The organism is Acidithiobacillus sp., assembly GCF_049965315.1.
GTDB lineage: Bacteria > Pseudomonadota > Gammaproteobacteria > Acidithiobacillales > Acidithiobacillaceae > Acidithiobacillus_B.
On sequence record NZ_JBMFWL010000016.1, the window covers coordinates 1 to 15,657 of the forward strand.

Below are 15,657 nucleotides of genomic sequence, written 5' to 3' on the forward strand. Positions count from 1 at the left end.
CGGGCTCAGACAGTTCGCCTGCCGGGCGCGGGCTTTCGCCTAGAACAACGACGGCGCGGGCCGAAGTCGCGGCAAAACCCCTCCGCCAACGGCCGGGGCCAATAGCATGAAGGGTTTTTTTGTGACCGGTACGGATACGGGGGTGGGGAAAACCCTGGTTAGCGCGGCGCTGGTCCATGCCTATGCCGCCCGGGGGGAACGGGTGGCGGGGCTCAAACCGGTGGTATCCGGGGCCGTGGATGGCGTTTGGGAAGACGTGGAAATCCTTCGTCAAGCCAGTATCCCCCCGCGCAGCCGGGAGGAATGCAATCTGTATGCCTTTCCCCCCGCCATTGCTCCCCACTGGGCGGCGCGGCAGGCAGGTCTGCGGATCGATCTGGGTGCCATCCTGCGTTTCCTGGAGGAGCAGGCAGCGGGAGTGGAGCGGGTGATTGTCGAGGGAGCGGGCGGCTTTCTGGTGCCCTTGGGGGATGGGCGGAGCTTCGCGGATCTGGCGCTCGCCTTGCAGTTGCCCGTCCTGCTGGTGGTGGATCTGCGCCTGGGCGCCATCAATCACGCCCTCCTCAGTGCCGAGGCCATTCTTCGGCGCGGGCTGCCCTGGGGTGGCTGGGTAGGCAACCGCGTGTCGCCGCAGCCCGTCGCGGCAGGCACCCTGGAAGGGTTGCGGGAGGGCTTGCCCGGCCCCTGTCTGGGGGTGTTTCCTTATCAGGCCATCCCCTGCCCGCAGGTCCTCGGTCAGTATCTGAAGATTCCCGCAAGCCCTTGACGGCAGTAATGGTTATCGATTTAATCATCCCATAAAACTATAGATGGAGTATGAGCGTATGAAGTCCATGAAAGGTATCCTGTTGTTGGTAGCGGCGAATCTCCTGATATTCGTCACCTTATCCATCACGTTTACGGTTTTGGTCCAGTTCGTGTTGCCCGCCTTTGGCATTGACCTGCGCGGCTCGGTGAGCAGCATGGATCTTCTCTGGGCGCTGGTGATCGGTTTTGGCGGCGCCTTCGTTTCGCTGCTGATGTCCAAGCATCTGGCGCGCACGGGCATGCAGATGCAGCGCATCGAGGTACCCCAGACGGCCAAGGAGCGACTGGTCTATCAGAGTGTGGCGCAGTTGGCGCAGCGTCTGGGCATTGCCATGCCGGAAGTCTGGGTGTACTGGAATGACGAACCCAATGCCTTTGCGACGGGCCCGGGGCGCAATCACAGCATGGTGGCGGTGAGCAGCGGGTTGGTGAATCTGCTGGACGATAACGAGGTGCGGGCGGTCCTGGCCCATGAAATGGGGCATGTATACAATGGCGACATGCTGAACACGACCCTGCTGCAGGGCTTGATGAACACCTTTGTCTTCTGGCTGGCGATGCTGGCGGCGCGTCAGTTCGACGACAAGCCCATGGTGGCGTTCATGGTTTCCATCGTCCTGCAGATCGGCTTGTCCTTCCTGGCACTGATCCCCATCACCTGGTTTTCCCGGCAGCGCGAATTTGCCGCGGATCGCTTTGCCGCCGAGCAGGTGGGGGTGATGCCGATGATCTCCGCCCTGCAAAGGATTCATCAGCGGGCGGAGGCCATGCAGGTGCATCATGATGCCCTGCGGGAGCCGATGGCCACGGCCTATATCTCCGGTGGCTGGCAGGGGTTGTTCGCCACGCACCCCAGTCTGGAGGCGCGGGTGCAGGCCTTGCGCGATTTCCAGGCAGGGCGGAGCGCCTGATGCGCGGCCATGGCCGGAGATAGGCGGAGGCGCATGGCGATGGGAGGGCCCCCCCGCCATGCGCCCCGATGACGCTCGCCCGGTTTTGCTGCGGCGCTCAGGCCCGGTGCTCCCCTTTGCCGATCCCGCCAGGGCGGCTGGCAATCTGGTAGCCGTCGGCGGGGATCTGCGTCAGGAGCGTCTGCTCCAGGCCTACAGCCAGGGGATATTCCCCTGGTTCGGCGAGGGGGATCCCATTCTCTGGTGGTCGCCGGACCCGCGGGGGGTCCTTTTCCCCGGGCGTATCCATGTCAGCCGCAGCCTGCGCAAGGCCGGGCGCTCCGCAGTCTGGCGTTTCAGCGTGGATGAAGCCTTCCCGGCGGTGCTGGACGCCTGCGCGGCCCCCCGCGCCAGCCAGGGTGGTACCTGGATCACTGCCGACATGCGTGGGGCCTACCTGGGGCTCTTTCATGCGGGTCATGCCCATTCCCTGGAGGTCTGGTCCGGAGATATGCTGGCGGGGGGCCTTTATGGGGTGTCTCTGGGTGGCCTGTTTTTCGGCGAGTCCATGTTCAGCCGGATGCCGGACGCCTCCAAGCTGGCCCTGGTGCTCCTGGCCAGGCACCTGCAACACTGGGGTTACGGGCTCATAGATACCCAATTCCTTACCCCCCATCTGGAAAGCATGGGGGCGGAAGAGCTGCCGCGGGAAGAGTTCCTGGCCCGGCTCCGGGATCTTCGCGCAGCCCCATTGGCTCATCGCTGGCAACTGACCCTGCCCCTTAGCCAGGTTTTTTAAGGGGATGGCCTTTTACTTGTCGGCCCCGCAGTCTTGCCCTTATCTGCTCGATCAGGACGAACTGCTGATTCTCAGCGATCCGCAGCAGGTCCTCGGTAGCGCTCCCTACAATGCCCTGCTGCAAAAAGGCTTTCGGCGCAATGGCGGCCTGGCCTACCGGCCCGCCTGTCCCCGCTGCGATGCTTGCGTCTCGGTACGAATTCCGGTGGAGCGCTTTCGGCTGGATCGCGGCCAGCGCCGCGTTTGGCAACGCAACCAGGATCTGCAGGTGGCCGTCTGTGCCCCCCACTGGGATGCCGCCCACGCCGCCCTCTTCGGCCGCTATCAGCGCCTGCGTCATCCGGGCGGGGGCATGGATGAGGAGAGCCTGCGGCTTTATCAGGAGATGATCCTGGAAACGGGGGGCGTGGATGCCAGGCTCCTGGTATTTTCCCTGGCTGCCGAGGTGGTGGCGGTGGCCCTGGTGGATATCGTTCCCGCGGGGGTTTCGGCCGTATATACCTTCTATGCCCCGGAAATGTCCGCGCGGGGCCTGGGTGTCTATGCCATCCTCTGGCAGATCGCCTGGACGCGCGGCCTGGGCCTGCCCCACCTTTATCTGGGGTATTGGGTGTCGGGAAGCCCCAAGATGGACTACAAACGCCGCTATCGGCCCCTGGAAGGCTTTGTGGCGGGACGCTGGCGGGTATTGGCGGAAGGGACCGGGGCCCGATGAGCCTGGCCCCCGACTTTTACCGGCAGTTCTCCCCTTGGGCCGTGGCCGGGATGCTGGGCTTGCTGGGCAGCGCCTGGGCCATTTCCGCCTGGCAGAAGCTGGGCATCGGCCGTGACCTCCTCTGGTCTTCCCTGCGCGCCACGGTGCAACTGGGGATCATGGGCCTGCTCCTCGCCTGGCTCTTCCGCCAGCAGCAGACCTGGCTGCTCGTGCTCTTCCTCCTCGCCATGACCCTGGCGGCGGGCACCTTCAATCGCCGGCGGGGCGCGGGCATTCCCCACGCCTACTGGATCGGGGTGGGGAGCATCGCCGTGGCCACGGCGGCCACCCTGGCATGGATGCTGGTCTCGGGTCTGGTACAATGGCGGGGCGAGTCGCTGGTGCCCATCGGCGGCATGATCATCGGCAATGCCATGAACGCCGTTTCCCTGGCCCTCAACCGGCTGCGCGCCGAGGTGGACCATCGCGAGGACGTCCTGCTGGCCATGATGGCGCTGGGGGCCGATCGCCGGCAGGCCATGCGGCCGCTGTACAGCGTGGTGGTGCGCGCGGCCCTCATTCCCACCATAGACAGCCTGAAAAGTGTGGGCATGATCCATATTCCCGGCATTACCGCCGGGATGATCCTCGCGGGGATGTCCCCGCTGGCGGCGGTGTCCATGCAGCTCATCGTCATGATCATGCTCACGGCGGCGGTGGCCCTGAGCACGTCAACGGCGGTCCTTCTGGCGGCGCCGGCGGCGCTGACCTTTTCTTCGCGCCCAATGGAGTAAGGCTTTTGGCAGCAAGCAGCTATATCAGTGGTCGTTTCCGGGGGTTCCTGCCGGTCGTGGTGGATGTGGAGACTTCCGGTTTTGATGCCGGACGCAATGCCCTGCTGGAGATTGCCGCGGTGATCATCGGCGGGGAGGCCGGGATGCTGCGCCCGCTGGCGACCCACCACTTCCATGTCCAGCCCTTCGCGGGAGCGGTGCTGGACCCCGCCGCCCTGGCCTTCACCGGTATCGATCCCCATCACCCGTTGCGCGGGGCGGTACCGGAGGCCGAGGCCCTGGCCGGCCTGTTCCGCCCCATCCGCGCCGCCGTCAAGGCGGCCGCCTGCCGCCGCGCCATCCTGGTGGGGCACAATGCCGCCTTTGATCTGGCCTTCGTCAAGGCGGCGGAGCAACGGACGCAAATCAAGAACAATCCCTTTCACCTCTTCAGCACCTTTGATACGGTGAGCCTGGCGGGTCTTGCCTATGGCGAGACGGTTCTTGCCAAGGCGGCCCAGGCGGCGGGCCTGGAATGGGACAACCGGCAAGCCCATTCGGCGCTCTACGACGCGCAGCAAACGGCAGAACTCTTCTGCCGCATCGTCAATCGCTGGGACTTCCACTTTGCCAAGGCGGGACGCTAAGGTGGAGCAGTCACTGGCTGGGCGACAGCGCCCGGTAAGCGCCAAAAACGCCCTGCCGGCACAGCCGCGCGCTTGCCGCTTTTCGCCTGATCACCATCTGCTTTTTGAAACGGTACAAGGATAGACCCATGACTTATCGTTTGCGTATTGAACCCAGCGGCCATGAAATGGATTGCGACGCGGATGAGACCATTCTCGAAGCCGCGTTGCGCCATGGTTTTAACATCCCCTTTAGTTGCCGCAATGGCGCTTGTGGTGCCTGTAAAGGCCGTATTCTGGAGGGGCGGGTGGATTACGGAGACGCGGAAGAAAAGGCCCTTTCCGCAGGCGAGAAAGAAGCCGGCATGGCCCTTTTCTGTCAGGCCATGCCGTTGTCGGACGTGGTCATCGAGGTGCGGGAGATCGGTGCGGCCAAGGATATCCAGATTAAAACTCTGCCGGCCAGGGTGGCACGCATGGTCGATCTGGCCCCGGATGTGCGCGCCCTCTTTCTCAAGATTCCGGCCAGTGAAAGGCTGCAGTTTCTGCCCGGCCAATATATCGATATTCTCCTGAAGGACGGTGGCCGACGAGGTTTTTCCCTGGCCAACTCCCCCGCCAATGACGAGTTTCTGGAGTTGCACATCAAGCGGGTGGCGGGCGGGCAGTTTACCACCCACGTCTTTGCGCAGATGAAAGAAAAAGACATCCTGCGCTTTGAGGGACCTCTGGGCACTTTTTTTGTCCGCCAAGATTCCCGGCGCCCCTTGCTGATGGTGGCCACCGGTACCGGTTTTGCGCCCATCAAGGGGATGCTGGAAGCCCTTTTTGCCCAGGGCGATGACCGGCCCATCCACTTTTATTGGGGGGTACGCCATGCGGAGGATTTTTACTACCAGGATCTCCTGATGGAATGGCAGCGGCAACATCCCCATTTCCATTTGATCCAGGTCGTTTCCCGGCCCGATGCGGCATGGTCCGGCCGTAGCGGTTATGTCATTCCCCAGGTGCTGGCGGACATTCCTGATCCGGGGGCTTTCGATGTCTATATCTGCGGCCATCCGGACATGGTCATGGACTTATCCAGGGCATTGCAGGATGCCGGCTTGAATGCCGAACATATCTTCGCCGACGCTTTCGTATTTGCAAAAGCAAAGTCTACCTGACATAATTTTAACGGCTGTATCATTTTAAATTGTTGATATGAACTTTGGGTTCATGAGGAGTGAGCGATTATGGAAGCAGAGACCATGAAGAAACGCCGCCGTCGTTCGGCAGAAGAGCGTTTGCTGGAACTGGAAGAGAAGCAGCGGCAGACGGAAACCAAGCTGCGCGAGCAGTTGGCCAAACTGGAGCAGCAGAAGCGCTCCCTGCAGGAAAGCCCGCGCATTCGCCGGGAGCGCGAAATGCAGAAACGCGCGCTCATGGAGCGTATTTCCCGGATGGTGCCGGAGTGGGAAGCGACGCAGATTCTGGCCGCCATTGCGGAGGTGCGTGACCGGGTGGGCGAGCATGGCGATCTGCTCAGGGAGCTGGCCCAGCGGGGAGAGGCATTGATGGAAGCCTTCAAGCCACGGCGTGGCCGGCGGCCGCGGGCGGCCCTCTAGCCTTTTCACCAAAAAACCCCGGACGGGAACTCCGTCCGGGGTCCGATTACTGCCAATTACATGGCAGGGGCGGCCTTCTTGGCAGGCGCCTTCTTCATGTGCTTGGCATGCTTCACATAATGCTTCTTGACCACGTGCTTCTTGATGACCTTGTGCTTGGCCGGGGCGGTTGCGGCAGGCGCGACTGCGTCAGCGGCGCTGGCGACGCCGGCGACGAGGAAGGAAGAGGCCAATACCATGGCAACAACAGTCTTGATCTTATGCATTGCGTTTCTCCAAAGATGGTGGTTTACCCCTTTTCAGCGGGGCACGCATAATATGCGCCAGCGGCGCATTTCCGGCAATACCCCCGAGGGGGAGTGGTGCCCGTTGCCACCCCTGTCCGCCGTCGCCTAATTGCCCGGCTGCGGCTTGTTCCTTGCGCAACCGCGCCAACGGGCCAGGGTGGGAATGCGATGGGCCATATAGGCGCGAACATACCAGGGCGCATGGCGGTCGCGCATGAGCTGGCGCACCCGCTGCTGCATGGCTTCCAGAGTCAGATCGGGTTCCCGGAATTGGCCATGGGCATAACAATAACTGCAATAGCGGGTACTGGTCGCGCCATCGGCTTCACTCCCCCCGCCCTGGGGATCAAATTGCAGGGGCATCCCGCAGCTTTGACAGCGGTGCGCTTCCAGACGAAGCTGACGGATGATCTTTTTCATGGCTAATATCCTGTCCTAGACGCTTTGGCCGTTGGGGAAAGCGATTCTTGCGCTCATCGCGAGGCTGCCTCGCCGATCCCGCGAGAGGCCGGGGCAATTCCCCCAGCGCTCTCCATGCCTTGCATGGCTGTGATCCGGGACACCCCGCAGGGACGGCAAAATCTTTTCCAACCGGCGGACGGTTTATTAAACATCTTCCGGGGCGATTAGTTCCAGGGCCTCGATATAGATATGCGCCATTCCCAGCAGGAAAACGACGTTGGGAATGATGAAAATCAGGGCGCCCGCCAGGGCAGCGGCGCTGCTGATGCCCCCGTTGTAGAGGGTGTTGGCCAGGGTGTCGGGAATGATGGCAAAGGTGCCATCGGCTTGTCCATTTGCGGACATGGCACCGAGCAGATGCCAGAAGATGGTGCCGAAATCGCCGAAGGCCTGGGGCATGACCGGCGCGGCGGCCGCCAGGGTCATGGAGAATCCGGTGTACAGGATGAGGGCAAAGATGCCGCCGACCCCGGCCGCCAGCCCCACCAGCAGCAACATCATGAGCAGCACCGAGCCAGGCTTGCTGCGCGCGATGTTGATGGTATGGCGCAGGGACCGCCCCACGCTTTCGCCATGCCAGAGGGCTGGGCCCGAGAGGTTGAAGACGATGACGGCGAGGAGGAAGACCACGGCGTTGACCAGCATGGCGAGGGGGAAAAAGGGTACAAAAAGGATGGGGCCGATGCCGGGGATATTGCACAGGAGGAAAATGACCAGTTCGACCACGAAGAGCCCCAGCAGTAGGAGCCCCTCGATGATCATCAGCGCGACCAAGCGGGGCAACATGCGCAGGCCAAAGCGCAGGCTCTGGCCGATACCGGGTAGCGCATCGCCGCGGGCTTCATGCAGCAGGATCCCGCCGGCGCCCAGATAGCCGACGCCGAAACCCAGCAGGAGGAGGAAGGTGCCAAGGGCGTCTCCCGGCCATCCGCCGGGCCAGAAACTGAGCCACTCGAAAAGGCCGATGCCGATGACGGCGGCGACGGCGTAAACGAGGATGGGTTGCCACAGGGTAAGACCGCGCAGGGCGCGCAGCAGTAACGAGAAGGATAAATCACCCTGGCTTGGGGTGTGCCCGAACATGCGAATTCCTTTTCTGTGGATGAGGGTGGGTGACGAAGGGCGGTGAATAAGGACTGAATCGTGATATCATCCGAAAACTCTCGGTTGGGTGTCAACAGCAAAAATTAATGCAGCGCCGGACACGCTTACGGTGCTAAAATGAGGCTGACCGTCTGGTCGGTTGCTTGCGGGTTTGGGGAATGGAAGACGAAAAGACGCATTGCAGTGACGGCGATGGTTGCCGCCGTATCTTGGAGGCGGCAGAAAATCTCTTTGCGGATAAGGGCTTTGACGCGGCCTCGATGAATGCCATCGCCGCGCGGGCGGGGATCAGCAAGGCCAATATCTATCACTATTTCCCCAACAAGGACGCCCTTTACCTTGCCGTGCTGCGCGCTGCCAGCAGTAATCTGCGCGCCTTGCTGGCCGAGGCCGTGGCGAGCCATGGGTCGGTAACGGAGGTGTTGCGCCATTTTGCCAAAGCGCACCTGGAGGCCTTGCTGGAACGGCCGCGGCTGGTGCGTCTGGTATGGCGGGAGGTGCTGGAAAAGGGGGCGCCGCGGGCGCGGGAGCTGGCGGAACAGGGCTTTGCCGGGGTCTTTTCCGCCCTGGTGGATATCCTGGTGGTGGGCCAGGAGCGCGGTGAACTGCGGCCGGATTTTGATCCGGCATTGGCGGCCTCCCTGCTCATCGGGGCCAATGTGTTTTTCTTCCAGGCGCGCGACATCCTGCGCCATTATCCACAGGTGCGTTTTGCCGATGACCCGGCGGCCTATGACGATGGGCTGGTGGACCTGCTGCTGCGTGGCCTGGAGGCCGCGCACGGTGGCCAGGCCAATCCCGCGGCTGACACAGGCAGGTAGAAAGATGATGAATGATCCCCACTTGCAGGCCCAGGTGCTCGTCGAGGCGCTGCCCTACATGCAGCGTTTCCAAGGCTGCACCATGGTCATTAAGTATGGCGGCAACGCCATGACCGAAGACCGGATCAAGGAGCAATTCGCCCACGATGTGACCCTGATGAAGCAGGTGGGCATGAACCCGGTGATTGTCCATGGGGGAGGGCCCCAGATTGGCGCCATGCTCGCGCGCCTGGGGGTGCCCACGCGCTTTGTGGACGGGATGCGGGTGACCGATGCCGCCACCATGGAGGTGGTAGAGATGGTCCTGGGTGGGTTGGTCAACAAGGAGATCGTTCACGGCATCAATCGTGCCGGAGGGCGGGCGGTGGGCCTCACCGGCAAGGACGGCCGCCTCTTGCGGGCACGCCGTCTGCAGCGTCCCGGCCCCGATGGGGCAAGCGTGGATCTGGGTCAGGTGGGGGAAGTGGCGGCGGTGGATCCACGGATCATCGCCACCCTGGATCAGGCCGATTTCATCCCGGTGGTGGCGCCCATTGGGGTGGGCGACGGGGGGGAGAGCTACAATATCAACGCCGATCTGGTGGCCGGCGCCCTGGCGGCGACCTTGGGGGCCGAGAAGCTGATCCTGATGACCAACGTCGCCGGCGTGCTGGATGGCCAGGGGCGCCTGCGCAGCCGTCTCGACGCCGCCGAGGTGGCGGCCCTCATCGCCGATGGCAGCATCAGCGGCGGCATGCTGCCCAAGATCCGGTGCTGTCTCGATGCCGTGGCGGGGGGGGTGCGGGCAGCGCATATCATCGATGGCCGGGTGCCCCATGCGCTCTTGCTGGAGGTCTTTACCGATGCCGGGGTGGGTACCCTCATCCGGGATGGCGACGCTTGATCCGAAAACGGCAGATGGCGGAACTGTTTTTTGCTCCGGCGGCCCGCGCCTGCGGTTCTACGGCTCATCCCGCTGGCAGGCGAAAACTCGCCCTGCGGGCTCAAACAGTTCGCCTGCCGGGCGCGGGTTTTCGCCTAGAACCGCGACGGCTTGGGCCGAAGTCGCTGCAAAACGGTTCCGCCATCTGCCGGAAATCAGGATGATGGGGCGGATGCCCGGTCTGGTCCATGGGCCGGCCTGTTAAGCAGGACCGTCGCGGGGCGTCGCGCCGTTCCTTATCACGCTGGCCACGGCGGCGCCGCCGTCCATCCATTCGCCGCCATGCCGTCCCGATCTTCCTTTTCGATTTGGACAATACCCTCTTCGACGCGGATCGCCATTGCTTTCCGTGGATGCATGAGCACATCAATGCCTACCTGATGACGCATCTGCAACTGGACCGGCCGGCGGCGGATGCCCTGCGCCGCGATTACTGGCAGCGTTACGGCAGCACCCTGGCGGGTCTGCTGCGTCACCATACGGTGGATCCCTGCGCCTACCTGGAGGCGATCCATCCGCCGGTGCTTTCCCGGTCGGTCCCTGCGGATCCCGCCCTGGGACGGATGCTGGCGGCCCTGCCCGGGCCCGCCTACGTCTTCACCAACAGTGTGGCCAGTCATGCGCAGCGGGTCCTGGAGCGCCTGGGGGTGGCCCATCAGGTGCGTGCCATCTTCGATGTGGCGGCGTGCGGATTTACGGGCAAGCCGCAGTTGGGCGCCTATCGGGCGGTGCTGCGCAGTTTGGGAGTGCCGGCGGCCCGTTGCTGGATGTTTGAAGATACCCTGGCGAATCTGCGCAGCGCCCGCCAACTGGGGATGCACACGGTTTATGTGGGGCGTCCGGGGCGGCGGGCGCATAGCGCCCAGTGGAAACTCCGTTCCCTGCCGTCCTGGGGAGGACAACGCTGAATGCCTGCCCTGGGCGCCGCCCGTGGCCACCATCGGCAAGCAGCGCGCTCACAGGATCCGATGCAGGGCGCGGATCCAGCCCGGGGCTCCGCCGGTGTCCACCGTAATCGTGGCGCTGGTGCCGATGCGCAGGGGATAATCCCGGCTGGGGTCCTTGATGAGGACGCGCACGGGCACCCGCTGCGTCACCTTGACCCAGTTGCCGGTGGCATTTTCGGGGGGCAGGAGGGAGAAGGCGTTGCCGGCGCCGCCGCTGAAACTTTCCACCACGCCCTGGAAGGCATGGTTGGGGTACATGTCCACCAGCACCTTGGCGGGTTGGCCGACGCGTATGCGGCTCAGGTCCGTTTCCTTGTAATTGGCGTCCACCCAATACACTTGGTTGCCGATGAGGGGAAAGAGGGAGGTGTTGGCGGTGGCAACGTCGCCCACATGAATCTTGTCGACTTTGCTGACCACACCGTTCATGGGCGCACTGATCGTGGTCCAGGAAAGGTTGAGCCGGGCGGTTCGCACCGCCGCCTGGGCTGCCTCGATGCGGGCGCCGTTGAGGGTCTGCTGGGCCTCGGCCTGGGCGAGGGCCGCGGCATCGGCGGCGGCATGGGCGCGGGCCGCCTGCGCCGTCGTTTGCGCGTTGTCCGCCTGCTGGGCGGATAGGTACTTTTGCGCGGCCAGGGCCGCGGCGCGCTGGGCATTGCGCTGGGCATTGCGGAAATTGACTTCATCGGCGGCGAGGTTGGCCCGGGCCTGGGCAATGTCCGCGGCGATGCTGGCCGTCTGCCGCTGCGTTTGGGCCAACTCTGCGGTGGCCTGTTCCAGGGCATACTGGTAGGGCAGCGGATCAATCTTGAGCAGCGGCTGACCCGCCGTTACGGTCTGGTTATCGTGGACATAAATGGCGACAATGTGGCCGGTGACCCGCGGCGCGACATTCACGACGTGGGCGTGGACGTATGCGTCATCGGTGCTGGGATAGTAGTCGGCCACCTGAAAGTAGGCATAGGCACCAAAGGCGACTATGAAGATGATCAAAACCACCAGGAGGCGTTTGAGCCAGCGCATAACCATTCCTTGTCGAAATGAGCCAAAGCAGAAAGCAGCAGACCGGGAACCGAATTTTTGACAGCAGCGTTGTAAAAACAGCATACTGACCGTTCGGTCAATATTTTAGCGCACGATGATATTTTGAGCAAGCAGTGCATCCATCCAATAGACAGGAGAAGACATGAAAAAAACACTCGGTGCGGGAGTAATGGGTCTTGGGCTTTTGCTGGCGGGGTCGGCCTATGCCGATGACGGGCTGCATGTGATTCAGGGCGGTCCGGCCTATTTCAGCGCGGGATTGGGTGTGTTCAACGCGGCGGGCGTGCGCGATGCCAACGGCTATAATGCCAAATTGCCGGAAGTGGATCTGGAATACCAGAGCGCCTCCAAGCTCTTCGGTATCGGCGCACTCTGGGGCCTTGTCGCCAACACCAACGGCGGCTTCATGGGCTATACGGGCTTTTATTCGGACATTGCCTGGGATCGCTGGGTATTGACGCCGGTTTTGGGCTTTGGCGGCTATAACCAGGGGCGAGGCAAGGACCTGGGCAGCATTTTCCAGTTCCGCCTGGAGTTGGGCCTAGCCTATCAGTTTGCGGATCAGTCGCGGCTGGGGATCAAGATCGCCCATATCTCCAATGCCAAGATCGTGCCCCAGGACCCCGGCGAGAACGAGGTGCTGGTGACCTACGCCATTCCCTTGTCCTTTGGCGACCATTCCTAAGGGACATTGGCCGGCCGGTCGCGGCCATGGGCCGCTCCTACACCGCCGGGTCAACCCTAGGCGGGCGGAGGGTCGGACGCGGTAGCCGATGGCGGCCGCGGGTCGTTCCATTCCTACATTGCCGGGTGCAGCCCCAGACGGGCAAAGAGTTGGGCGTCGTGGTCGGTGGCGGCGTTGGGGGTGGTGAGCAGGCGGTCGCCGAGGAAGATGCTGTTGGCCCCCGCGAGGAAGGCCAAGGCCTGCAACTCGTCGCTCATGGCCTCGCGACCGGCGGACAGGCGTACATGGCTGTGCGGCATGAGGATGCGTGCGGTGGCGATGCTGCGCGCGAACTCGATGCCATCGATGGGTTGGGCATCCTCCAGGGGAGTGCCGGGGATGGGCACGAGGGCATTGATGGGGACGCTTTCGGGGTGCTCGGCGAGGTTGGCCAGGACCTGCAGCATGCGGGCTCGGTCGCGGCGCGATTCGCCCATGCCGAGGATGCCACCGCTGCAGACCTTGAGGCCGGCGGCGCGCACCTGCTCCAGGGTGTCGAGACGGTCCTGGAAGCCGCGGGTGTGGATGACCTCGGCGTAGTGTTCCGGAGAGGTGTCGACGTTGTGATTGTAGTAGTCGAGACCGGCGGCGCTGAGGCGCTGGGCCTGATGCCCTTTGAGCATGCCCAGGGTCACGCAGGTTTCCAGACCCAGGGCTTTCACGCCGGCCACCATGGCCGCCACTTTGTCGATATCCTTGTCATGGGGGCTGCGCCAGGCGGCGCCCATGCAGAAGCGCTGGGCGCCCTGGGCCTTGGCCGCGCGGGCGGCCTCCAGGACCTGTTCCAGGCCCATGAGGGGTTCCACCGGCAGGGTGGCATGATGGTGTACGCTCTGGGAGCAGTAGCCGCAGTCTTCGGGACAGCCGCCGGTCTTGATGGAAAGCAGGGTGGAGCATTGCACGGCATTGGCGTCGAAGTGGGCGCGGTGGATCTGCTGGGCCTGAAAGAGCAGGTCATTGAAGGGCAGGTCATAGAGGGCGAGGACCTCTTCCAGGGTCCAGTCGTGGCGTAGGGTGGTCATGGGTTTTCCGTGGCTGGTGAAGAATCTTGGGTCCATTCCCGCAAGAGGGCGCGGGCGGCGCCGCCGGGCGCATGGATGACGATGACCTTGTCGCGGGCGCTGTCGCCGCGCAGCAACTCCACCTGGCGGCGGCTGAGGCCAAGGCGGTCGCAGAGGAAGGCGCAGAGGGCGGCATTGGCGGCGCCCTCGACGGGCCGTGCCCGCAGGCGGATCTTGACGGCGTCGCCGTGGCGTCCGACCACGGCGCTGGACTTGGCGCCGGGCTGGACGTGGATGCGGAGCAGGAGATCCTCACCGCGGCTTTCCAGACAGCCCATGTTCATCCCCCCAGGGTCATGATCGCATGGACGAGGAGTCCCTTGAGCACCTCGATGGCGAGGAGGGCCACCAGGGGGCTGAGGTCCAGGCCGCCCAGGGGCGGGATGATGCGCTGCAGCGGATAGAGGATGGGACCGGTGATCTGGTCGAGGAGGCGCACGATGGGATTGCGCGGGTCGGGGTTGACCCAGGACAGGAGGGCGCGGATCAGGATGGCCCAGAAGAGCAGGGTCAGGAGAAAGCTGGTCAACTGGGCGGCCTGGATGCTCAATGATGCCATGATCAATCCTTGCCGGGGGCCAGGGCGCGGCTGCGCTGGGCGGCTGCCGCCAGGGCGCGCTGGGCGAGGCTGCGCAAGCCCTCTTCCCAGACGGCGAGGGCGGCGGCGGTGGTGCCGCCGGGACTGGTGACCTGATGGCGCAGGCTGGTGGGACTCTCCTCGCTTGCGGCGGCCATGCGCGCGGTGCCCAGGACGGTCTGCAGGGCCAGGGCGCGGGCGCAGGAGCGATCCAGTCCCTGGGCCACGGCGGCGTCTTCCAGGGCCTCCAGGAACAGGAGCACATAGGCGGGACCGCTACCCGAGAGGGCGGTGACGATGTCCATGAGGCCTTCGTCTTCCAGCCAGTGGATGCTGCCGACGGCGCCGAGAATGGCGGCGGCGGCCTGGCGCTGCGTGTCGTCGACCTCGGCGCTGGCGAACAGCGCCGTGGCCCCGGCACCGATCTGCGCGGGCGTGTTGGGCATGGCCCGCACCACGGGCAGGGCCTCGCCCAGGGCATTCTGCAGGCTGGCCACCGGGATACCGGCGGCCACGGAGATGAGCAGCGGCCGTGCCTGGCTCAGGGAACCCCGCCATGCCGCCAGCACCGTGCCGATGCTTTTGGGTTTGACCGCCAGGATGACCGTGCTGCCGGGCGTGATGACGCGCGCCTGGGCGGGAGCGGCATGCACGCCGAAGGCCGCCGCCAAGGCCTCGCGGCGCTCGGCATGGGGGGCGCAGACGGTGATGGCGGCGGCGGGCCAGCCCTGCCGGACCAGGCCGCCGACAAGGGCCCGGGCCATGTTGCCGGCACCGAGAAAAAGGATCTCCTGCATGTGTAGCGTTGCTCCCTTACGCGCGCGCGCCGAAAAGGGCGGTCCCGATGCGGATCTCGGTGGCGCCGGCGGCAATGGCCAGAGGATAGTCCCCTGAGGTGCCCATGGAAAGGGTATCGATGTCGGCACTGGGCAATTGCTCCTGCAGTTGCCCGTACAGCCGGGCCATGGCCGCGAAGTCTTGGGGCGCCAACTGCGGATCGGGATTGGCCAGGGCCATGAGGCCGCGCAGGCGCAGGCGCGGCAGGGCGGTCATGGCCCGCGCCAGGGGCAAGACCTCCGCGGGCGCCACGCCCCCTTTGCTGGCCTCGCCGCTGATGGCCACCTCGATGAGGCAGTTGAGGGGCGGCAAATCCCCACGGGCGGCATGGAGGCGCTCGGCGATGAGGAGGCGATCGACACTCTCCACCCACTGGAAGTGTTCGGCAATGGCCTGGGTCTTGTTCCGCTGGATACGGCCGATGAAATGCCACTGGATGTCGAGGTCGGCCAGCTCCGCCTGTTTGGCCAGGGCTTCCTGGAGGTAGTTTTCGCCGAAATGGCGCAGACCCAGGGCATAGGCGGCACGCAGGATGGCCGCGGGCACGGTCTTGCTCACCGCCAGGAGGCGTGGTCGAACCCCGGGCGCGGCGGCGCATTGCTTTTGCAGGCTGGCGAGGCGTTGGGATAGATCCATGTGCGGCGTAGGAACCCGTGGGCGGAATGGCAAAGCTGG

Annotated in this window: 21 protein-coding genes; 12 read left to right on the forward strand and 9 right to left on the reverse strand. The window is 64.3% G+C overall.

Annotated features, from left to right (window positions below; all coding sequences use genetic code 11):
• Positions 1-106 precede the first annotated feature (106 nt).
• The 8 genes from bioD (at position 107) to ACP5MM_RS05655 (ending at position 6,196) form a co-directional block, all read left to right on the forward strand.
• Entirely contained in the window at positions 107-766 is a 660-nt protein-coding gene (gene bioD, locus ACP5MM_RS05620) for a dethiobiotin synthase (RefSeq protein WP_427930432.1), read from the forward strand.
• A gap of 58 nt (positions 767-824) precedes the next feature.
• Positions 825-1,718: a protease HtpX gene (htpX, locus tag ACP5MM_RS05625; protein ID WP_427934244.1), complete on the forward strand. Its 894-nt coding sequence runs from the start codon at positions 825-827 to the stop codon at positions 1,716-1,718.
• Between the two features lie 58 nt (positions 1,719-1,776).
• A complete protein-coding gene (aat, locus tag ACP5MM_RS05630) occupies positions 1,777-2,496 on the forward strand; it encodes a leucyl/phenylalanyl-tRNA--protein transferase (protein WP_427930430.1) in 720 nt (239 codons plus the stop codon).
• A gap of 4 nt (positions 2,497-2,500) precedes the next feature.
• A complete protein-coding gene (locus tag ACP5MM_RS05635; RefSeq protein WP_427934245.1) occupies positions 2,501-3,211 on the forward strand; it encodes an arginyltransferase in 711 nt (236 codons plus the stop codon).
• Positions 3,208-3,984 (forward strand): ABC transporter permease, encoded by a 777-nt coding sequence (locus ACP5MM_RS05640; protein ID WP_427930428.1) that lies wholly within the window; start codon positions 3,208-3,210, stop codon positions 3,982-3,984. The genes ACP5MM_RS05635 and ACP5MM_RS05640 overlap by 4 nt, the downstream gene beginning before the upstream one ends.
• Before the next feature lie 5 nt (positions 3,985-3,989).
• On the forward strand, positions 3,990-4,610 hold the full coding sequence (rnt, locus tag ACP5MM_RS05645; RefSeq protein ID WP_427930427.1) for a ribonuclease T: 621 nt from the start codon (positions 3,990-3,992) through the stop codon (positions 4,608-4,610).
• 128 nt (positions 4,611-4,738) lie between these two features.
• Positions 4,739-5,755 (forward strand): CDP-6-deoxy-delta-3,4-glucoseen reductase, encoded by a 1,017-nt coding sequence (locus ACP5MM_RS05650; RefSeq protein WP_427930426.1) that lies wholly within the window; start codon positions 4,739-4,741, stop codon positions 5,753-5,755.
• Positions 5,756-5,824: 69 nt separating this feature from the next.
• Positions 5,825-6,196, forward strand: coding sequence for a hypothetical protein (locus ACP5MM_RS05655; protein WP_427930425.1), 372 nt, complete (start codon positions 5,825-5,827; stop codon positions 6,194-6,196).
• 56 nt (positions 6,197-6,252) lie between these two features.
• Here ACP5MM_RS05655 and ACP5MM_RS05660 read toward each other — a convergent pair whose 3' ends face one another.
• From ACP5MM_RS05660 to ACP5MM_RS05670, 3 genes are all read right to left on the reverse strand, one after another.
• The gene (locus ACP5MM_RS05660; RefSeq protein ID WP_427930424.1) at positions 6,253-6,462 is read right to left on the reverse strand and encodes a hypothetical protein; all 210 of its coding nucleotides are present in this window, start codon (positions 6,460-6,462) and stop codon (positions 6,253-6,255) included.
• A 126-nt stretch (positions 6,463-6,588) separates the two neighbouring features.
• The gene (locus ACP5MM_RS05665; protein WP_427930423.1) at positions 6,589-6,903 is read right to left on the reverse strand and encodes a zinc ribbon domain-containing protein; all 315 of its coding nucleotides are present in this window, start codon (positions 6,901-6,903) and stop codon (positions 6,589-6,591) included.
• 186 nt (positions 6,904-7,089) lie between these two features.
• A complete protein-coding gene (locus tag ACP5MM_RS05670) occupies positions 7,090-8,028 on the reverse strand; it encodes a hypothetical protein (RefSeq protein WP_427930422.1) in 939 nt (312 codons plus the stop codon).
• Positions 8,029-8,207: 179 nt separating this feature from the next.
• On the opposite strand from ACP5MM_RS05670, the gene ACP5MM_RS05675 reads away from it, so the two are divergent.
• From ACP5MM_RS05675 to ACP5MM_RS05685, 3 genes are all read left to right on the forward strand, one after another.
• Positions 8,208-8,870 (forward strand): TetR/AcrR family transcriptional regulator, encoded by a 663-nt coding sequence (locus ACP5MM_RS05675; protein WP_427930421.1) that lies wholly within the window; start codon positions 8,208-8,210, stop codon positions 8,868-8,870.
• Positions 8,871-8,874: 4 nt separating this feature from the next.
• Complete coding sequence (argB, locus tag ACP5MM_RS05680) at positions 8,875-9,753, forward strand: acetylglutamate kinase (RefSeq protein ID WP_427934246.1); 879 nt, start codon at positions 8,875-8,877, stop codon at positions 9,751-9,753.
• Between the two features lie 227 nt (positions 9,754-9,980).
• Positions 9,981-10,700, forward strand: a complete 720-nt coding sequence (locus tag ACP5MM_RS05685) for a pyrimidine 5'-nucleotidase (RefSeq protein ID WP_427930419.1) — start codon at positions 9,981-9,983, stop codon at positions 10,698-10,700.
• Between the two features lie 48 nt (positions 10,701-10,748).
• Here the strand turns inward: ACP5MM_RS05685 and ACP5MM_RS05690 are convergent, their stop codons facing one another.
• Positions 10,749-11,762, reverse strand: coding sequence for an efflux RND transporter periplasmic adaptor subunit (locus ACP5MM_RS05690; RefSeq protein ID WP_427934247.1), 1,014 nt, complete (start codon positions 11,760-11,762; stop codon positions 10,749-10,751).
• Positions 11,763-11,925: 163 nt separating this feature from the next.
• On the opposite strand from ACP5MM_RS05690, the gene ACP5MM_RS05695 reads away from it, so the two are divergent.
• Positions 11,926-12,468: an acyloxyacyl hydrolase gene (locus ACP5MM_RS05695; protein WP_427930417.1), complete on the forward strand. Its 543-nt coding sequence runs from the start codon at positions 11,926-11,928 to the stop codon at positions 12,466-12,468.
• Positions 12,469-12,581: 113 nt separating this feature from the next.
• On the opposite strand, the gene bioB is transcribed toward ACP5MM_RS05695, so the two are convergent.
• From bioB to ACP5MM_RS05720, 5 genes are read right to left on the reverse strand one after another with little or no spacing between them, the layout of a single operon-like run.
• Positions 12,582-13,529 (reverse strand): biotin synthase BioB, encoded by a 948-nt coding sequence (bioB, locus tag ACP5MM_RS05700; protein WP_427930416.1) that lies wholly within the window; start codon positions 13,527-13,529, stop codon positions 12,582-12,584.
• The gene (locus ACP5MM_RS05705; RefSeq protein WP_427930415.1) at positions 13,526-13,846 is read right to left on the reverse strand and encodes a DUF167 domain-containing protein; all 321 of its coding nucleotides are present in this window, start codon (positions 13,844-13,846) and stop codon (positions 13,526-13,528) included. The genes bioB and ACP5MM_RS05705 overlap by 4 nt, the downstream gene beginning before the upstream one ends.
• 2 nt (positions 13,847-13,848) lie before the next feature.
• The gene (locus ACP5MM_RS05710; RefSeq protein ID WP_427930414.1) at positions 13,849-14,127 is read right to left on the reverse strand and encodes a YggT family protein; all 279 of its coding nucleotides are present in this window, start codon (positions 14,125-14,127) and stop codon (positions 13,849-13,851) included.
• Between the two features lie 2 nt (positions 14,128-14,129).
• Positions 14,130-14,942 (reverse strand): pyrroline-5-carboxylate reductase, encoded by an 813-nt coding sequence (gene proC, locus ACP5MM_RS05715; protein ID WP_427930413.1) that lies wholly within the window; start codon positions 14,940-14,942, stop codon positions 14,130-14,132.
• A 16-nt stretch (positions 14,943-14,958) separates the two neighbouring features.
• Complete coding sequence (locus ACP5MM_RS05720) at positions 14,959-15,618, reverse strand: YggS family pyridoxal phosphate-dependent enzyme (RefSeq protein WP_427934248.1); 660 nt, start codon at positions 15,616-15,618, stop codon at positions 14,959-14,961.
• Positions 15,619-15,657: the final 39 nt, after the last annotated feature.